The 18,947-nt window shown below is 74.1% G+C and carries 13 protein-coding genes; 6 read left to right on the top strand and 7 right to left on the bottom strand.

Going from position 1 to position 18,947, the window contains the following annotated elements; translation table 11 throughout:
• Positions 1 to 110: 110 nt before the first annotated feature.
• Positions 111 to 2,633 carry a reprolysin-like metallopeptidase gene (locus CRP29_RS08210; RefSeq protein ID WP_097194543.1) on the top strand — a complete coding sequence of 841 codons (2,523 nt, stop codon included), beginning with the start codon at positions 111 to 113 and terminating at the stop codon, positions 2,631 to 2,633.
• A 21-nt stretch (positions 2,634 to 2,654) separates the two neighbouring features.
• Here the strand turns inward: CRP29_RS08210 and CRP29_RS08205 are convergent, their stop codons facing one another.
• The 3 genes from CRP29_RS08205 to CRP29_RS08195 all read right to left on the bottom strand — a co-directional run bounded on the left by CRP29_RS08205 (position 2,655) and on the right by CRP29_RS08195 (position 7,689).
• Positions 2,655 to 4,805, bottom strand: coding sequence for an acyltransferase family protein (locus CRP29_RS08205; protein ID WP_141437089.1), 2,151 nt, complete (start codon positions 4,803 to 4,805; stop codon positions 2,655 to 2,657).
• Between the two features lie 245 nt (positions 4,806 to 5,050).
• A complete protein-coding gene (locus CRP29_RS08200) occupies positions 5,051 to 7,171 on the bottom strand; it encodes a hypothetical protein (RefSeq protein ID WP_097194541.1) in 2,121 nt (706 codons plus the stop codon).
• Complete coding sequence (locus CRP29_RS08195; RefSeq protein ID WP_097194540.1) at positions 7,168 to 7,689, bottom strand: hypothetical protein; 522 nt, start codon at positions 7,687 to 7,689, stop codon at positions 7,168 to 7,170. Before CRP29_RS08195 ends, CRP29_RS08200 begins: the two co-directional genes overlap by 4 nt.
• A 276-nt stretch (positions 7,690 to 7,965) precedes the next feature.
• Here CRP29_RS08195 and mptB point away from each other — a divergent pair, with 276 nt between their 5' ends.
• The 4 genes from mptB to CRP29_RS08175 all read left to right on the top strand — a co-directional run bounded on the left by mptB (position 7,966) and on the right by CRP29_RS08175 (position 13,553).
• Positions 7,966 to 9,474, top strand: a complete 1,509-nt coding sequence (gene mptB, locus CRP29_RS08190) for a polyprenol phosphomannose-dependent alpha 1,6 mannosyltransferase MptB (RefSeq protein ID WP_097194539.1) — start codon at positions 7,966 to 7,968, stop codon at positions 9,472 to 9,474.
• On the top strand, positions 9,471 to 10,265 hold the full coding sequence (locus tag CRP29_RS08185; protein ID WP_097194538.1) for a polyprenol monophosphomannose synthase: 795 nt from the start codon (positions 9,471 to 9,473) through the stop codon (positions 10,263 to 10,265). Before mptB ends, CRP29_RS08185 begins: the two co-directional genes overlap by 4 nt.
• Positions 10,266 to 10,329: 64 nt before the next feature.
• Complete coding sequence (locus CRP29_RS08180; protein ID WP_097194537.1) at positions 10,330 to 11,733, top strand: NAD(P)H-quinone dehydrogenase; 1,404 nt, start codon at positions 10,330 to 10,332, stop codon at positions 11,731 to 11,733.
• 119 nt (positions 11,734 to 11,852) lie between these two features.
• Entirely contained in the window at positions 11,853 to 13,553 is a 1,701-nt protein-coding gene (locus tag CRP29_RS08175) for a reprolysin-like metallopeptidase (protein ID WP_097194536.1), read from the top strand.
• Between the two features lie 67 nt (positions 13,554 to 13,620).
• On the opposite strand, the gene CRP29_RS08170 is transcribed toward CRP29_RS08175, so the two are convergent.
• The 4 genes from CRP29_RS08170 to CRP29_RS08155 are packed head-to-tail and all read right to left on the bottom strand — an operon-like array spanning position 13,621 to position 17,987.
• Positions 13,621 to 15,381, bottom strand: a complete 1,761-nt coding sequence (locus CRP29_RS08170; RefSeq protein ID WP_097194535.1) for an acetyl/propionyl/methylcrotonyl-CoA carboxylase subunit alpha — start codon at positions 15,379 to 15,381, stop codon at positions 13,621 to 13,623.
• A gap of 55 nt (positions 15,382 to 15,436) precedes the next feature.
• Entirely contained in the window at positions 15,437 to 16,045 is a 609-nt protein-coding gene (locus tag CRP29_RS08165; protein WP_097194534.1) for a Maf family protein, read from the bottom strand.
• Positions 16,042 to 16,362, bottom strand: a complete 321-nt coding sequence (locus CRP29_RS08160; protein WP_097194533.1) for an acyl-CoA carboxylase subunit epsilon — start codon at positions 16,360 to 16,362, stop codon at positions 16,042 to 16,044. Before CRP29_RS08160 ends, CRP29_RS08165 begins: the two co-directional genes overlap by 4 nt.
• Positions 16,359 to 17,987, bottom strand: coding sequence for an acyl-CoA carboxylase subunit beta (locus CRP29_RS08155; protein WP_097194532.1), 1,629 nt, complete (start codon positions 17,985 to 17,987; stop codon positions 16,359 to 16,361). Before CRP29_RS08155 ends, CRP29_RS08160 begins: the two co-directional genes overlap by 4 nt.
• 96 nt (positions 17,988 to 18,083) lie before the next feature.
• On the opposite strand from CRP29_RS08155, the gene CRP29_RS08150 reads away from it, so the two are divergent.
• The gene (locus CRP29_RS08150; RefSeq protein ID WP_097194531.1) at positions 18,084 to 18,923 is read left to right on the top strand and encodes a biotin--[acetyl-CoA-carboxylase] ligase; all 840 of its coding nucleotides are present in this window, start codon (positions 18,084 to 18,086) and stop codon (positions 18,921 to 18,923) included.
• Positions 18,924 to 18,947 lie beyond the last annotated feature (24 nt).

Raw genomic sequence — 18,947 nt, 5'->3', positions numbered from 1 at the left:
GGCGGGGGCCCGGACGGCGGCGCTGCCGGGCCCCTGAGCCCGGACACCGCTCAAGTCGGTGCCCGCTCCGGCCGATGTAGGGAGAGTTCCCGGCAATCTGGAGTTCTCCTGTGGCGCTCGCCCCCCTGTCCCGTCGTGCCCGGGTCGTCGTCCTCGCGGTGGTCGCGGTGCCCGTCCTGGCGCTCGCGTCCCCGGCACGGAGCGAGGACGCCCCCGTCCGACCCGACGGTGACACCGTCGTCGGTGAGCTGGTGCAGGCGTGGCCCGAGCACGCCGAGCCCGCCGAGCACGCCGAGAACGGCCCGCTCAGCTGGGTCACGACCGAGGACGGCGGCAGCGTCCGGATCGACACCGAGGCCGCCGCGGACCTGCCGCTGGGTGCCACGGTCGAGGTCACCGTCGGGGCGGAGGTGCAGGACGAGGCCTCCGAGGAGCTCGGCCTCGCCCCGGCCCGCGAGCTGCTCGAGGCGGAGGTCCTCGATCCGGACGGCCCGCCGGCCGCGGCACCCGCGGTCGGGCCGTACACCAACGAGGTCACGGTGGTGCTGGTCCAGCCGCCGGGCACCACCCCCGACGGCATGACGGCCGCGCGCGTCGTGGACGCGCTCAACGGTCCGGTGGCCGGCTTCTGGGAGAGCGAGAGCAACGGCGCCGTCCGGCCGCACGGTTCCGCCCCGACGCCCGACTGGATCCCCACGACCGCCGGCTGCGACGATCCGTTCGCCCTGTGGGCGGAGGTGGCCGCCCACCCCCTCGTCGGGTTCACCCGGGGCGCCGGCCGGCACCTGCTGCTCTACGTCCCCGGCTACCCGGGGCAGCAGCCGGGCTGCAGCTACGGGCTCGCGGAGCTGGGCTCCACCCCGGGGACCGGCGGGTACCTCCTGGTGCGCGCCGCCGAGCTGTCGGTGATGGCCCACGAGCTGGGGCACAACTTCGGTCTCGGGCACTCCTCGGCGTACCAGTGCGACGGGGCGCTGGACTCCGGCACCTGCCGGATCCGCGCCTACTACGACCTGTACGACGTCATGGGTGTGTCCTGGGAGCAGACCGGCTCGCTCAACGCCGTCCAGGCCGCCCGGCTCGGCGTGCTGCCGCCGGCCTCGCGGGCCGACGTCGCCGTGGACGGCGCCGCGCAGACGATCACGCTCTCCCCGACGTCGGGCCGTACCGGCACCCGGGCGGTCCGGCTCACCGACGCCGGGGGCGGGCAGCACTGGCTGGAGCTCCGGACGGCGAGTGGACGGGACGGCTGGCTGGGGACGTCGGCGAACGGGCCGGGGCTGCAGACCGGGGTGCTGCTGCGGCGGGCCGGCCAGCGGTCGGACAGCTCGCTGCTCCTCGACGGCACCCCGTCGCCGGCGGCCGGCTGGGACGGCGACCTCAAGCAGGCCCTGCCGCCCGGCGTCCCCGTCCGGGTGGCCGGCGGCGACTTCGTCGTGACGGTGGAGAGCCAGACCTCCTCGTCCGCCGTGGTCCGGATCGCGACCCGTGCCTCGCAGTTCAGCCCCGTGGCGGTCGCCTACCGGGACGCCGGTGGGTCCGGCGGCCCGCTGGGCCCGGCCGCGGGGGCGGAGGCCTGTGGCCTGGCCGGCGGGGGCTGCTACCAGGTGTTCCGCTACGGCAGCATCTTCTGGTCACCGGCGACCGGTGCCCACATCGTCCAGGGGGCCATCGCCGGGCGGTGGGTGTCGCTCGGTGCCGAGAACGGGATCCTGGGCTACCCCGTGCGGAACCCGACCTGCGGCCTGCTGTCCGGCGGGTGCGCGCAGTCCTTCCAGGGCGGGGACGTCTACTGGTCCGCCGGCACCGGCGCCAGGATGGTCGGGGGGGCCATCGCCGCCCGGTGGGACGCCTACGCCCGGGAACGTGGCGCGCTCGGCTACCCGGTCATGGACCGCGCCTGCGGGCTGGCCGGCGGAGGCTGCTACCAGGTGTTCCAGTACGGCACCGTCTACGACTCGCCCGTGGCCGGCACGACCGTGGCGAAGGACGGCATCGGGTACACGTGGATGAGCCGGGGCGCGGAGAACGGGCTGCTCGGGTACCCGGTGGCCGACCAGGTGTGCGGGCTGCCCGACGGTGGCTGCGCGCAGGCCTTCGAGCACGGCCGCATCTCGTGGTCGAGCCGGACCGGCGCGCGGCTGGTCACCGGAGCCGTCGAGGACCGGTACGACGCGCTGGCCGACGAACGGGGGCACATGGGGTACCCGGTCACGGACACCATCTGCGGCCTGGCCGGCGGTGGCTGCTTCCAGGTGTTCCAGTACGGGTGGCTCTACTGGTCCCCGGCCACCGGCGCGCACGCCGTCAAGGGCGGGATCGGCTACACCTGGCTCGTCTCCGGGGCCGAGAACGGCGCGCTGGGGTACCCGGTGAGCGACGAGGTCTGCGGGTTGCGCGACGGCGGGTGCTCCACCCACTTCTCCGGCGGCTCGATCTACTGGTCGCCGGCCACGGGCGCGGGCATCGTCAGCGGCGCCATCCGCGACGCCTGGGCGGCCGAGGGCTCCGAGGCCGGCAGCCTCGGCTACCCCGTGGGTCGCGAGTACGCGGTTCCCGGGGGACGCGCCCAGCGCTTCCAGGGCGGGACGCTGACGTGGCACCGGGAGACCGGAGTGGTCGACCGCGTCTGACGCCGCGCGGCCGGTCGGCGGTCAGCCCAGGAGCGGGGCCAGCTCGTCGGAGACCATCGAGCCGAGGCTGCGGGCGTAGGTGGCCGTGAGGTGGTTGCCGTCGCGGTAGACGACCACGCCGCCGATCACGGCCGGGCAGGTGTCGTCGGGGCAGATCCACCGCGTCAGGTCCAGCAGCTCGACGCCGGGGGTGCCGGTCGCCGCGGTCACCTCCGGACCGTCCGCCCACAGGATCTCGTCGCGGTCCATGGCGCACCGGCTCAGCTCGTCCTCGTGCTCCGCGATGCACTCGGGGACCAGCACGTCCGGGCGCGGGGTGTCGCGGATGGACACCACCGGGATGCCGGCGGCCACGAACGGCGCCCAGGCGTCCCGGTAGCCCTCCGCGAGCAACGGCTTGCTCTCCTCGAGGGACGGGACCGGGCGGTCGGGGAGGGAGACCGCGTAGCGGCTCCCGGTGACCAGCAGGGCGTCCGGCGGATCCGCGAGCAGCGCGGCGGTGACGTTGATGTTGTGGGCGTCGCACGGGATGTTCGGGGCGCCCTCGTTGTCGACGGTCAGGGCGTTGAACGGGCAGGAGCCACGGGTGTAGACGTCGAGCCGCCAGCCGCGCTCGATCGCCGCCACCTCGATGGCCGGGACGTACTGGTCGGCGTGCGAGTCCCCGACGAGCGCGATCGTCGTCTCGCCGTCCAGGTTCCCGAACGAGCAGGGGTTCGCCGCGACCGACCCGAGGTCGACGACGCACTCGTGCCCGTCCAGGACGGGCACGTCACCGAACGCCACGGTCGGGGCCGGGAAGATCACGGGGAAGGAGTCCCGCGGGGTGCCGTTGGCCGGGTCCCAGCGCAGCGCGTTGGCCCCGGGCGTCACCGACGGGTCGAAGGCGGGGGTCACGACCTCCGCGGCGGTGACCTGCTGGTGGTTCCGCAGGCCGAAGCCCGCCAGGAGGGCGACCAGGGTGCACACAGCTCCCACGAGCAGGGCCTGGCTGCTGGAGCGGCGCAGCGCGGGGGAGGAGAGCAGGGGGCGCTCCACCAGCCGGAGGCTCAGCCACGCCGGCACGACGGAGGCCGTGACCAGCAGCAGACCCCAGCGGAGCCGCAGGTCGCCGTCGACGGTCTGGGCCGCGGCGATGATGAGCACCGGCCAGTGCCAGAGGTAGAGCGAGTAGGAGAGGCTCCCGACCCAGGTCATCGGGCGCGTGCGCAGCAGCGGGTTCTGGCGGCGGGCGTCCCCGGAGAGCGCGGACCACAGCACGGCGACGGCCCCGAGGGTGGGCAGGAGCGCCGCCGAGCCGGGGAACACGGTCGCGTCGTCGAACGTCGCCGCGGCATAGACGATCGCGGCCAGCCCGGCCCAGCCCACGGCCTGGCTCAGCCGGGCGCTCGCGGGCGCGACGACCGGGACGACGGCGAGCGCCGCCCCGAGCGCGAGCTCCCACATGCGCGTCGTCGTCACGAAGTACGCGCGGCCGGGGTCGGTCGCCGACAGGGAGACCGACCAGGCGAGCGAGGGCACCGCGATGAGCAGCAGCGGCACCACCAGGTGCAGCCGCGACAGCCCGGCGGATCCGGCGGGCCGGGGGCGGCCGCGGCGGGCCAGGCGCACGAGGCCCACGACGGCGAGGATCGCCAGCGGCCAGACGAGGTAGAACTGCTCCTCCACGGCCAGGGACCAGAAGTGCTGCAGCGGCGAGGAGGCCTGGTCGCGCGCCGAGTAGTCGACCGCCCGGTCGGCGAGGTCCCAGTTGACCAGGTAGATCGAGCTCTGGATGAGGTCCTGGGCCACCTGCAGCCACCGCTGCTCCGGCAGGAACGCGACGGTGAGCGCCGCGGTCCCGGCGAGTGCCACGGCCGCCGCCGGGAGGATCCGCCGGGCGCGACGGGCGTAGAAGCCGGCCAGCGAGATGGTGCCGCGGCGCTCCAGCTCGGCCACGAGTCCCTGGGTGATGAGGAAGCCCGAGAGGACGAAGAAGACGTCGACGCCGACGAAGCCGCCCGGCAGCCAGGGGAGACCTGCGTGGTAGAGGACGACCAGGCCGACCGCCACCGCGCGCAGGCCCTGGATGTCGGCGCGGAAGGAGGTGTCCCCCGTCCCGGCCGTGGACGGGAGTCCGGGGAGCCCGGAGATCCGCGCGGTGCCGCGCTCGTCCAGGATCTGTGCAGTCATCGACTTCCTCAGCAGCTGTGCGGACGCCACCCGCAGCGCGGGACCGGCGGTCGCGCGCGGAGGGCGGCTGACGGCGCGGTGCGACTCGTGCGACCCCCGCGCCACTCACCGTGCGTCACGACGAGTGTGCGTCGAGTGTGACACGAGGGCGCCGTTCTCCGGCAGCGCGCGAGGACGCGTCGGACCCCTCCGTCACACCTGCACCAGCAGCCCGTCGACGGCGGCTGGTGCAGGTGCCGGCGGCCTCAGCCGAAGGTCACCGTGCCGGTGCTGGTGGTCCAGGTGGCCGTGCCGCGCTCGAAGCGCTGGGTGGTCCCGTCCGCGGTGCCCTGGGGCTTGCCGGTGGGGTAGCCCCACCAGCCGTTCTCCGCGCCCTGGGCCAGCCAGGCGTCGCGGATGGGCCCGTCGACGGGGAAGGCGCCGAAGGCCGGCGCGTAGTACACCGAGCCGTTCTCGAACACCTGGAAGCAGCCGTTCTCGCGCAGGCCGCAGAACTCGTCGGCCACCGGGTACCCCATCGAGCCGTTCTCCGCGCCCAGCAGCATCCAGGTGTGGCCGAGGCCGCCCTTGGCGATGTAGGTGCCGACGGGTGACTGGTACGTGGTCCCGTACTGGAACACCTGGTAGCAGCCGCCGCGGACGAGCCCGCACGCCATCTCCGTGGTGGGGTAGCCCAGGAAGCCGCGCTCCCGGCCGACGGCGTTGTACTTGTCCCGGGTGAGGCCGCTCACCACGTGGGCGCCGGTGGGAGGGGACCAGAAGACGCTGCCGCGCTCGAAGTCCTGGGCGCAGCCGCCTCCGGGGAGCCCGCACGTCTCGTCGGCGACCGGGTAGCCCAGCGGACCGTTCTCGGCGCCTCCTCGCATCCAGGTGTAGCCGATGCCGCCCTTGGCGACGTACGTGCCGGTGGCGGGAGCGGAGTACAGGGTGCCGAACTGGAAGATCTGGTAGCAGCCGCCGGCGACCAGACCGCAGGCGCGGTCCATGACCGGATAGCCGAGCGCGCCGTTCTCGCGGCCGAGCGCGCTCCACTTCGCGCCCATGTCACCCGCCACGACGTGCGCCCCGGTCCCGGAGGTCCAGTGGACGAGGCCGTACTGGAAGGCCTGGTAGCAGCCACCGTCGCGCAGCCCGCAGCCCTGGTCGCCCACGGGATAGCCGAGCGTCCCGTTCTCGGCCCCGGTCGAGATCCACTTGCTCCCGACGAGGCCGTGCACCGCGAAGGCGCCGGTCGTCGCGGTCCAGTACATGGTCCCGCGCTCGAAGACCTGGTAGCAGCCGCCGCCGCCCAGGCCGCAGTTCGCATCGGAGCGGGGATAGCCCAGCGTTCCCCATTCCCGGCCGAGCCCACCCCACTTGTCCTGGATGGCGCCCGTGACGCTCCAGGCGCCGGTGCCCGGGGTCCAGTAGATGACGCCCTTCTGGAACACCTGGTAGCAGCCGCCGTTCGCCAGGCCGCACAGGTAGGGGGACTGGACGGTGCCGAGGCTGCCGCTCTGGCCGCCGAGGCTCTGGTACTTCGCGTACAGGGCCGCGCCCTCCGAGGACTGCGTCGACCCGAACCAGTCGGTGAAGTAGTTCCAGAAGTTCCGGTTGCCGTACGAGGAGCAGCCGTCGCCGGTGCCGTACCCGGCGTTGAGCGCCGCCTGGTTCGGGCGGTAGGGCGTGTAGATGTAGAGGCCCGCGGTCGCCTGGTTGGCGATGTAGACCGTCGAGCTGCCGCACCCGCTGTTGGGGTGCCACCCGATGATGTTGTTGCGACCGGCCTTGTACTGGTAGTTGCCCGGGACGGCGGCGTACCGCTGGTACTGCCAGGCCGAGCGGTACAGCTGGTTCTGCAGTCCGGCGTAGGTCGGGTCGCACCCGCCGTTGGCGGTGTCGGGGCAGGCGTAGCCGGCGGCGCGCTCGTACTTCTTGGCGGTCGGGTTGGTGGTGGTGACCAGCCCCATCTCCTTCTGGAGGAGGACGAGCAGCACCCGCGGGTTGACCTGGCAGGTGGCGGCCACCCGTGCGATGACCGTCGCTGCGCTCTCGTTGTAGGCACCCCGGTAGCCGCCGCACAGGCTGTCGGCTGCGCGGTCGGTGGTGTTCATCCGGTAGTTCTTGAGGCACGGGCTGCCGTCGGCGCCGACGGTGCAGCCGGCGCCCCGCAGGTTCAGGAAGTCCTGGATCGCGCCGGCGTCCATGGCGAGCCCGTCGAAGAACACCGCGTCGCTGATGATGTTGCCCGGGTCGAAGTACCGCGTGTCCGCGGCCTGCGCGGGTGCGGTCGGGGAGCTCGTGGCCACCGGGGCCACGAGCACCGCGCCGACGACGGCGGCGATCAGCCCCAGCGTGACCAGCAGACGGGAGAGTGCGGCGGTCACGGGACCTGCACCTCGACCGCCTCCGTGGCACCCGTGGAGCTGTCCGACTCGTAGGCCAGGACCGCGCTCCAGGTGCCGGGGGCCAGCTGGTCGCCGGGCACGACCAGCTCACCGCACGCGGTGTTGCTGACGTTGGGCGTGGCCTCCCGCGTCACGGTGGCGCTCGCCGATCCCTGGGTCAGGGTGAGCGTGCAGGTGCCGCCGTCCTCGACCAGGAAGGGGACGAAGCCGCCGACCTCCACCACGCTGCTGCCGGGGTTCCAGCCGTAGTAGGTGATCTGGACCGTGGCCTCCCCGCGCGCGCCGTCGGTCGGCGTGGGGGCGGTGCTCGGCGCCGGGTCGGTGGCGACCTCGGTCGGGTCGGGCGCCGTGGTGTCCAGCGGCACCCCGTAGGTGCCGGGAGGAGCCGTCGAGAGCGGCGACCCGGAGGAGGCCTCGTCGGACGAGGAGGAGCAGGCGGCCAGCAGCGTGAGGGAGGCGCAGATGGCGAGGCGGCCGGCGCGTCGACTGGTGAGCATGAGCGAAGTCCTTGTCAGATCGTGACGCCGACCTGTGCGTACGCGGCGCCGGAGTCAGGTGGCGAGGCACCCGCGACCACGGTCAGGAGTTAGGTTCTCACGCACTGTTATGCACACCGGGGCGACACGCTCGTACGGCGTACCTGTGCCGGGGGCCACCGACCGACGCTGGGATGACGGGACCCCGCTGCCGCGCGTTAGTCTCAGCGCTCCTGCCTCCGTCGGCGGGCCGACGTGGTGTCGGGGCAGAGTCGGTCCAACGGGAGCAGTCGGGAGATGACCGTCAGCACGAGCGTGGCCGGTGCGGCGTCGCCCGCAGCGACGACCGCCGCTCCCGAGCGGCCGGCGCGCGCCGGCGTCGGGACCGTCGTCCTCCTCGTGGCCGGGGCGCTGCTCGGCCTGGCGGGCACGACCTACCTCGCCGTGGCCGGCAACAGCCTGGGGCAGCACCTCCGGGCACCGCACCTGTGGTTCTACGACGACAACCCCGACCTCACCCCCGCCGCGCTCGGTTTCGAGGCGGCGCGGTGGTGGAGTTCCGCGGCCCTGGGGGCGTGGGCGGTCGCCTGGCTGCTGGTCGGGCTGGCGCTGCGCCGCGGGGTCCGCGCCCGGTGGTTGCTGGTCGTCGGCCTGGTCTGGTCCGTGCCGCTGGTGATCGGACCGCCGCTGTTCACCGGGGACCCGTGGTTCTACACCGCGATCGGCGCCGCCGTGCAGGCAGGCGTCGACCCGTTCGAGTACGGCCCCGGGGTGCTCGGGAACGTCGAGTCGGTGCGCGGCGCCGAGGATTTCTGGCGGTTCAGCCCGACGCCCTACAGCCCGCCGTTCGTCGCCCTGCTCAGCGGCCTGTCGTGGCTCTTCGACGAGCGGATGCTCCCGGTGCTGGTCGCCGTGCGGGCGCTCTGCGTCGCCGGCTGGGCCGTGTGCGCGCTGATGGTCTGCCGCATCGCCGCACGCCTGGGCGGCAGCCCCGCCGTCGCCATGTGGCTGGGTGCGATCAACCCGCTGGTGCTGCTGCACCTGGTCTCGGGCAACCACAACGACGCCCTGATGCTCGCCCTGCTGCTCCCGGGGCTGCTGCTCGCGCTCCTGGACCGGCCGTTGCTGGGCATCCTGCTGTGCGTGGCCGCGGGTGGCATCAAGGCCACCGCGCTGCTCGCCGTCCTCGTGATCGGGGTCGACTGGGCGCAGCGGCAGGACGGCTGGCCCGCCCGGATCCGGGCTCTCGTCCTGGCCGGCGCACTCGGCGCGGGGACCTTCGCCCTGTCGGTCCAGCTCTCGGGCTGGGGATGGGCCTTCCTCGGCAACCTCGACACCCCGGGGCGCGCGCTGGAGGCGCTCACCCCGACGACGGCGCTGGCGTTCACGCTGGACGTCGACGACCCGCCGATCGACGGCGCCCGGCAGGCCGGGATCGTCGTCGCCGTCGTCCTGAGCCTGCTCTTCCTGACCCGGCTGCGCCGCTGGGGGCTGGTCCGCGTCACCTCGTGGATCGCCCTGACGGTGATCCTCACCGGCTCGGTGGTCTGGCCCTGGTACCTGATCTGGCCCACGATGCTGTTCGCGGCGGCCGGGGTCGCGGCCGAACGCCTCGTCGTGGTGCTCTGGTCGGTGGTGCTGCTGTTCACCGTGCTGCCCGGCGGGCACCCGGTGCTGGCCCTGTACGAGCGGCCGGGCCCGGACCAGATCGTCCTCGTCGTCGTGGGGGTGGCGGTCGCGGCCGGGCTGGTCCACGTGCTCGTGCGCCGGCTCCGCCGTCCGCAGCCCGCCGAGGTCACCCCATGACATCCGCCCCCGCTCCGGGAGAGAAGAGGCAGACCGTGCGCGTCCTGGTCGTCACGCCGACGTACAACGAGGCGGACAACGTGCGCCAGCACGTCGAGGCCGTCCTCGCCCGACCCTCCGCGCCCGACGTCCTCGTCGTCGACGACGGCTCCCCGGACGGCACCGGCGATCTCGTGCGGGCTCTCGCCGAGGAGCACCCCGGACGGGTCGAGCTGCTCGAGCGCTCGGGCAAGCTGGGCCTGGGCACCGCCTACGTCGCCGGCTTCAAGCAGGCGCTGGCCGCCGGGCGGTGGGACGTCATCGTCCAGATGGACGTCGACGGCTCGCACGACCCGCGCGCCATCGACGCCCTGCTGGCCGCGATCGAGGACGCCGACCTGGTCCTGGGCTCGCGGTACGTGCCTGGCGGCGAGGTGGCCGACTGGCCGTGGAGCCGCCGGACCGTGTCCTGGATCGGCAACCTCTACGCCCGGACCGTCCTGCGCACCCGGACCCGTGACCTGACCGGCGGCTTCAAGGCCTGGCGGACCGAGCTGCTGGCCCGCCTGGACGTCGACTCCTTCGAGGCCAACGGCTACGGCTACCAGATCGAGACGACCTACCGCGCGCTGCAGGCCGGCGCCCGCGTCGTGGAGGTGCCGATCACCTTCCGCGACCGCGAGCTCGGCGAGTCCAAGATGAACACCGGGATCGCCGTGGAGGCGGTCTCCGCGGTCTGGCGCATCCGCCGCGAGCCCGCGCCCTCGGCCAGGCCGGTGAACCCCGGGGGCGACGCCGCCGGGCGGCGCTGACGCCGGACCGCTGCCGGGCGGGGACAATGACTGCGACGTCCGTCCGACACCCGAAGAAGGATCCATGACCCGCATCGTCATCATCGGCGGTGGACCGGCCGGCTACGAGGCCGCACTGGTCGCCGCACAGCTCGGTGCCCAGGTCACCGTGATCGAGCGCGACGGCATCGGCGGCGCCAGCGTCCTGACCGACTGCGTCCCGTCCAAGACCCTGATCGCCGCCGCCGGCGCCATGACGTCGGTGCACGACTCCGCCGTCCTCGGCGTGCACGGCGCGGAGCCCGCCGCCGTCGGCCTGGACCTCGCCGCGGTGAACCAGCGGGTCAAGGGCCTCGCCGTCGCCCAGTCCGCCGACATCCACTCCCGGCTGATCGCCGAGGGCGTCCGCATCGTGGCCGGGCAGGGCCGGCTCACCGATGACGTGCGCGGTCTCGCCGCGCACCGCGTCCAGGTGCTCGACACCGACGGCGGGGTCGCCGAGGAGCTCGAGGGCGATGTCGTCCTCATCGCCACCGGCGCCGACCCGCGCGTGCTGCCCGGCGCCGAGCCCGACCACGAGCGCATCCTCGACTGGCGCGACGTCTACGAGCTCGTCGCGATGCCCGAGCACCTCGTCGTCGTGGGCTCGGGCGTGACCGGGGCGGAGTTCGCCTCGGGCTACCTCGAGGCCGGCGTGCCGGTCACCCTCGTCTCCTCCCGTGACCGGGTGCTTCCGGGCGAGGACTCCGACGCCGCCGAGGTGCTGGAGGAGGTCTTCCAGTCCCGCGGCGGGCGCCTGGAGCGCGGGCGGGCGGCCGCGGTCCGGCGCAGCGAGAAGGGCGTCGTCGTCGAGCTCACCGACGGCCGGGCGGTCGAGGGGTCGCACGCCCTGATGACGGTGGGCACCGTGCCGAACACCGGTGGCCTGAACCTGGAGAACTGCGGCGTCGAGCTCACCGAGGCCGGTCACGTCGTCGTCGACCGGGTGTCGCGGACGTCGGTGCCGGGCGTGTACGCGGCCGGCGACGTCACCGGCGTGTTCCAGCTCGCGTCGGTGGCGGCCATGCAGGGGCGGATCGCCATGTGGCACGCGCTCGGCGAGGCCGTCACGCCGATCAAGCTCAAGACGGTCGCGGCGAACGTGTTCACCCACCCGGAGATCGCGACCGTGGGCGTGCAGGAGCAGAGCCTGCCCGAGTACACCGATGTGGACGTCGTCCGGCTGCCGCTGGCGACGAACGCCCGCGCGAAGATGAGCGACCTGCGGGACGGCTTCGTGAAGCTGTTCGCCCGCCGCTCGACCGGCGTGATCATGGGTGGGGTCGTCGTGGCGCCCGGTGCCTCCGAGCTGATCCTCCCCATCGCCCTGGCGGTGACGAAGGGGCTGACCGTCGCCGACCTGGCCCAGACGTTCGCGATCTACCCCTCGCTCTCGGGGTCGATCACCGAGGCGGGACGCCGGCTGATGGGCGCCGACCACCTGGCCTGACCCGCGGCTGCGGGTGCGCGCGAGGGCTGCGGGGCGGCCGGGACGGGTGTGACGCCGGATTCGGCTTGATCCGTCGCTGACGGTGCCGACGCGCGCGGGTCCCGCCGATGAACGGGGGGATGTCCGCTCCCCGTGCTCCCCGCCGTCCCGCCGCCCTGCTGCGCACCCTCCTGGTCGCCGGCGTGGTCGCCGGGACGACGGCCGGCCCGCTCGCCGCGGTCGCGCACGCCGACGAGCCGGCCGGCACGGCCGTCGTCGGCCGGCTGGTGCAGGCCTGGGCCGAGGAGGGCCCGGAGGGGGAGCACGATGCGCACGACGCGGCGGCCGCCCCGCTGAGCTGGGTGCAGACCGCCGACGGCGCGGTGCGCGTGCCGACCGCGGACCTGACCGGCGTGCCCGCCGGTGCGACCGTCGAGCTCACCGTCGGTGGCGACGTGCGCGACGAGGGCGTCGTCGAGCACGGGCTGGACCCGGCCCAGAAGGTGCTGAGCACCGGCTCGGTCACGCCGGCCGAGATCGCGCCGCCGGTGCGCGGGACGGTCACGAACGCGGTCACCGTCGTCCTGGTCGCGCCGGCCGGCACGCAGCCGGATGCCGGCGTCACGGCGCAGGACGTCGCCGGCCTCGTCGACGACGCCGTCTCGGCGTTCTGGTCGGAGCAGACCGGCGGCGCCGTGCGGTTCGGGGTGGCCGCCGCCCACGACTGGATCAGCACCGCCGCGGGCTGCGCGGACCCCACCGCCCTCTGGGACGAGGCGGCCGCCGCCGTCGGCTTCGAGGCCGGCCCCGGCAAGCACCTGATGCTGCACCTGAGCAGCCGGACGGCGGACCAGCCCGGCTGCTCCTACGCCCTCGCCGAGGTCGGCAGCGGTCCCTCCTCGGGTGGCCGGCTGTACGTCCGCGACCGCCTGGCGTCGGTCATCGCCCACGAGCTCGGGCACAACCTCGGGCTCAGCCACTCCTCGGCCCTGCAGTGCGACGGAGCGGTCGAGGCCGGCGACTGCCGCACCGCCGGCTACCGCGACCTGTACGACGTCATGGGCGTCTCCTGGCGGGAGCTGGGCTCGCTGAGCGCTCCCCAGGCGGCGCTGCTCGGCGCGCTGCCGGCCGGCTCGACCCACGACGTCGGCGTGCTCGACGGCCCGCTCGACGTCGTCCTGGCGCCGATGGCGGGCCGCACCGGCACCCGCGCGCTCCGGCTCGTCGACGCGGAGGGCACCGCCTACTGGGTCGAGTACCGCACCGCGACCGGCCGGGACGCCTGGCTCGGCCGCCCGGAGGACAACCGGTACCGCCTGGAGACCGGCGTGCTGCTGCGCCGCGCCGCCGAGTTCCCCGACACCGCGGTGCTGCTCGACGGGACGCCGACGGCGGCGGCCGGCTGGGACGCCGACCTGCAGGCCGCGCTGCCCGTCGGCGTGCCGGTGGAGCTGTCCGGCGGGGACTTCACGGTCACGGTCCGCTCGCTCGACGACGGCGGCGCCGCGATCTCCGTGCTGCCCGTCGCCCCGGCGGCGGAGACCGCTGCGGCGGCTCCCCGGGAGCCGGGCGCGGGCCGTGTCCTGGCCGGCACCGCCCGTCGTGCCGGCGGGAGCATCGTCGGCTCGGCCGTGGAGGCCACGGCGGCCGGAACCCCCGCGGTGCCGCCGGCCCTGCCGCAGACGCCCGGCCCGGGCTCGGTCCAGCCCGCCGCCGCGACGCTGGCGCCGGCGTCGGGTTCGACGCCCACCGGGACGCTGATCGTGGCGGTGGCCGGCGCCGGGCTGGCCGGCGCGACGCTGCTGGTGGTCCGGCGGGCTCGTCGGCTCCGCCTGCGCTGAGCCCCCGTACGACGACAGGAGGCCGGATCCGCGAGCGCGGATCCGGCCTCCTGGTGCGTGCTGGGGTCTACTCGGCGGCGTCGGCGATGGTGCAGATGACCGCACCGCTGGTGACCGAGGCGCCCACCTCGGCCGACAGGCCGGTGACGGTGCCGGCCTTGTGCGCGGTGATCGGCTGCTCCATCTTCATCGCCTCGAGGACGACCACCAGGTCACCGGCCGCGACGGTGGCGCCGTCCTCGACCGCGACCTTGACGATCGTGCCCTGCATCGGCGAGGTGAGGGAGTCGCCCGAGGCACCCGAGCCGCCGCCACCGCCACCGCGCTTGCGGGGCTTGGCCGGGGCGCCCGCGGCAGCACCGCCACCGGCGGCCAGCCCGGCGGGCAGCGACACCTCGAGCCGGCGGCCGCCGACCTCGACGACGACGGTCTGCCGCGGAGCGGCCTCGTCGGCCTCCGACGGCGCGGCGTCGTACGGCGGCACCTGGTTGTCCCACTCGGTCTCGATCCACCGCGTGTGCACGGTGAACGGCTCCGAGGTGAACGCCTCGTCGCGGACGACGGCGCGGTGGAAGGGGATGACCGTGGGCATGCCCTCGACGACCAGTTCGTCCAGCGCGCGGCGGGCCCGCTGCAGGGCCTCCTCGCGGGTGGCGCCGGTGACGATGAGCTTGGCCAGCATCGAGTCGAACGCGCCGGCGACCTCGCCGCCGGTCTCCACGCCCGAGTCCCAGCGGACGCCGGGTCCCTGCGGGACCTCCAGCCGGTCCACCGGTCCGGGGGCCGGCATGAAGTTGCGGCCGGCGTCCTCGGCGTTGATCCGGAACTCGATGCTGTGACCGCGCGGCTCGGGGTCCTCGGTGATCTCCAGCGGCAGGCCGTCGGCGATGCGGAACTGCTGGCGCACCAGGTCCAGGCCGCTGGTCTCCTCGGAGACCGGGTGCTCGACCTGCAGGCGGGTGTTGACCTCGAGGAAGGAGATCGAGCCGTCGGTGCCCACGAGGTACTCGACGGTCCCGGCACCGTGGTAGCCGGCGCCCTTGCAGATGGCCTTCGCCGACTCGTGGATGCGGGCCCGCTGCTCGTCGGTGAGGAACGGCGCGGGCGCCTCCTCCACGAGCTTCTGGTTGCGCCGCTGCAGGGAGCAGTCGCGGGTGCCGACGACGATCACGTTGCCGTGGGTGTCGGCCAGCACCTGCGCCTCGACGTGCCGGGGCTTGTCCAGGAACCGCTCGACGAAGCACTCGCCGCGACCGAAGGCCGAGACGGCCTCGCGCACGGCGGAGTCGAACAGCTCGGGGATCTCCTCGATGGTGCGGGCGACCTTCAGACCGCGACCGCCACCGCCGAACGCGGCCTTGATGGCGACGGGGAGGCCGTGCTCCTTCGCGAAGGCGACGACCTCGTCCGCGCCGCCGACCGGGTCCTTGGTGCCGGGCACCAGGGGAGCGCCGGCCTTCATGGCGATGTGGCGGGCGGCGACCTTGTCGCCGAGGTCGATGATCGCCTGCGGGGAGGGGCCGATCCAGGTCAGCCCGGCGTCGATGACGGCCTGGGCGAAGTCGGCGTTCTCCGACAGGAACCCGTACCCGGGGTGGATCGCGTCGGCGCCGGACTGCTTGGCGGCGTCGAGGATCTTCTCGATGACGAGGTAGGAGTCGCCGGGCGTGGTGCCGCCCAGCGCGAACGCCTCGTCCGCGACGCGCACGTGCAGCGCGTCGCGGTCCGGCTCGGCGTAGACGGCCACGCTGGTGAGACCGGCGTCCTTGCACGCACGCGCCACTCGCACCGCGATCTCACCGCGGTTGGCGATCAGGACCTTCTGCACCGGACTCTCCTTCGTCTGTGGACCGGTCGGACTGTAATGGGGGTGGAACGGTGGTTCAGCGTCGCCACAGGTCGGTGATGGCCAGGCCGCGCTTGGCCAGCTGCGTGCGCAGCACGGTGAGCGAGAGCCCGACGACGGCGGCCGGGTCGCCCTCGACGCGGCGGACGAACGGGGCGCCCAGACCGTCGAGGGTGAAGGCGCCGGCCACGGCGAGCGGCTCGCCGGTGGCGAGGTAGGCCTCGATCTCCGGCTGCGTGGGTTCGGCGAAGTAGACGACGGTCGAGGCGACCGCGATGTCCCGGCTGGTGACGGCGCCGTCGCGGACGTCGAACAGCGCCTGGCCGGTGTGCAGGACGCCGGAGCGGCCGGACATCCGGCGCCAGCGGTCCCGCGCGTCGGCGGCGTCGGCCGGCTTGCCCAGCGGCTTGCCGCCGAACTCCAGCAGCGAGTCGGCGCCGATGACGAGCGCGTCGGTCTCCCGCTTCGCCACGGCGGCGGCCTTGGCCGCCGCGAGCAGCGCGACCTGCTCGGCCACCCGCGGAGCGGCATAGGCGGACTCGTCGACGTCGCTCACCACGACCTCCGGCGCGAGACCGGCCTGGCGCAGCAGCGACAGCCGGGCCGGGGACGCCGAGGCCAGGACGAGCCGGCGGTCGACGCTCATGCCGGGCTCCCGGCCGCGCGCCAGCCGCCCGGACCGGCCTGGACGGGACGGCGGTGGCTGCGCCCGTAGGACGCCCACGCACCGACCGGCACCGGGCGCTTGCGCTCCCGGCGCTGCGAGAGCGCCGCGACGACGACGGTCAGCGCGGCGAGCTCCTCGGCGGAGGGCTCGCCCCTGACGACGCGCAGCAGAGGAGGAACCTGGTCCTGTCGTCCGGAGTGGAGGCCCGAAGGGTCTCCGGGATCGGACGACGGGCTCGCTCCGCCTTCAGGGGACGGCAGTTGGCCGCGGTGCGGCCCGGAGGGTCGCGATGTCATAGCGGGATGTTGCCGTGCTTCTTGGCCGGCAGGGTCTGGCGCTTGTTGGCGAGCACGCGCAGCGCCTTGGTCACCTGGACGCGGGTGTGCGAGGGCGGGATCACGGCGTCCACGTATCCGCGGTCGGCGGCGATGTAGGGGTTGGCGAGGGTGTCCTCGTACTCCGCGATCAGCTCTGCGCGGCGGGCGTCCGGGTCCTCGGCCTGCGCGAGCTCCTTGCGGTACAGGATCCCGACCGCGCCCTGCGCGCCGACGACGGCGATCTGCGCGCTCGGCCAGGCCAGGTTCACGTCCGCGCCCAGGTGCTTGGAGCCCATGACGTCGTAGGCACCGCCGTAGGCCTTGCGGGTGATGACGGTGACCAGCGGGACGGTGGCCTCGGCGTAGGCGTAGATCAGCTTGGCGCCGCGCCGGATGATGCCCTCCCACTCCTGCGAGGTGCCCGGCAGGAAGCCCGGGACGTCGACGAAGGTGAGCACCGGGATGTTGAAGGCGTCGCAGGTCCGCACGAAGCGGGCGGCCTTCTCGCTGGCGTCGATGTCCAGCGTGCCGGCGAACTGGGTGGGCTGGTTGGCGACGACGCCGACCGGCCGGCCCTCGACCCGGCCGAAGCCGATCAGCAGGTTGGGCGCGAACAGCGGCTGCACCTCGAGGAACTCGCCGTCGTCGAGGACGTGCTCGATGACGGTGTGCATGTCGTAGGGCGAGTTCGCCGAGTCCGGGATGAACGTGTCGAGCTCGAGGTCCTCCTCGGTCAGCGCGTCCGGCAGGACGACGTCGACCGGGGGTACGTCCAGCGCCGGCAGCGGGTCGAGGTTGTTGCTCGGGAGGTAGGAGAGCAGCGCCTTGACGTAGTCGAGCGCGTCGGCCTCGTCCTCGGCCAGGTAGTGCGCGACACCGGACTTGGTGTTGTGGGTGCGGGCGCCGCCGAGCTCCTCGAGCGTGACGTCCTCGCCGGTCACGGTCTTCACGACGTCGGGGCCGGTGATGAACATCTGGCTGGTCTTGTCGACCATGACGATGAAGTCGGTGAGCGCGGGGGAGTAGACGTGCCCACCGGCGGCGGGGCCCATGATCAGCGAGATCTGCGGGATGACACCGGAGGCGTGCACGTTGCGCTGGAAGATCTCGCCGTAGAGGCCGAGGGAGACCACGCCCTCCTGGATGCGCGCGCCGCCACCCTCGTTGATGCCGATGACCGGGCAGCCGTTCTTGATCGCGAAGTCCTGGACCTTGACGATCTTCTCGCCGTAGACCTCGCCGAGCGCGCCGCCGAAGACGGTCACGTCCTGGCTGAAGATCGCCACGGGGCGGCCGTCGACCGTTCCGTAGCCGGTCACGACGCCGTCGCCGAACGGGCGCTTGGCGTCCATGCCGAAGTTGGTGGAGCGGTGCCGGGCGAACTCGTCGAACTCGGTGAACGAGCCCGGGTCCAGCAGCGCCTCGATCCGCTCGCGGGCGGTCATCTTGCCGGCGGCGTGCTGCTTCTCGACCGCGCGCTCGGACCCCGCGTGCTGGGCCTCCTGGACGCGCCGCTCGAAGTCGGCCAGCTTCCCGGCGGTGGTGTGGATGTCGATGTCGTCGGGGACCTGCTCCCCGGCGTTCTCGAGTTCAGCCGCGCTCACGTTTCCTCCTCGCAGACGCACCCCGGCCGCGGTCGCGGACCGCCGTGCTCATCCCTGACCGGGCGCGCCCGGTCACGGGTTACGTAGCGTAGGGGAGTGCCCGACGACTCCTCACCTCGATGGTCGGATCTCGGCCGCCCGCCGCTCGATGCGGCGGTCCTCGGAGCTGCCCTCACCCGCGACAGCGCGCTCTGGCGCTCGCTCGAGGTGGTGCCGGAGGCGGGCTCCACCAACGCCGACCTGATCGCCGCGGCCGGGCGGGACGCCCCCGAGGGCGCGGTGCTGGTGGCCGAGCACCAGGTCGCGGGCCGCGGCCGGATGGACCGGGTGTGGACCTCCCCGCCCCGCGCCGGGCTGACCGTCTCGGTGCTGCTGCGCCCCGACGTGCCGGCCGCGCGCAGGGGCTGGCTGCCGCTGCTCACCGGCGTCGCGCTGGCGGAGGCCGTGGGGGAGTCGACCGGCGTGCTGGCCTCGGTCAAGTGGCCCAACGACCTGCTGGCCCGCGACGGGCGCAAGCTGGCCGGGATCCTGGCCGAGAGCTCGGGTCAGGCCGTCGTCGTCGGCACCGGGCTGAACGTCTCCACGACCGCGGCCGAGCTGCCGGACACCGGCACGTCGCTGGCCGAGGTCACCGGCGGCACCGTCGACCGGGGGCCGGTCCTGCTGGCCTTCCTGCGGGCGCTCGAGCAGCGCTACCGGCGCTGGGTCGAGCACCTCGGCGACCCGGTGGCCTCGGGGCTGGCGACGGACTACCTGCGCTGGTCGTCCACGGTCGGGTCGGCCGTGCAGGTGCACCTGCCCGACGGCTCGCTGCTCGACGGCGTCGCCGAGGGCGTCGACTGGGACGGCCGGCTGGTCGTGCGGACCCCCGCCGGCACGGTCGAGCTGGCCAGCGGCGACGTCCGACACGTGCGGACCAGAGCCGCGGAGGCATGACGCCGGCGGCGGCGTCCACCATCC

This window comes from Blastococcus aggregatus (assembly GCF_900221005.1).
Classification (GTDB): Bacteria; Actinomycetota; Actinomycetes; order Mycobacteriales; family Geodermatophilaceae; genus Blastococcus; species Blastococcus aggregatus.
The sequence above is the reverse complement of the archived record's forward strand: the minus strand, read 5'-3'. Positions and strand labels throughout refer to the sequence as shown.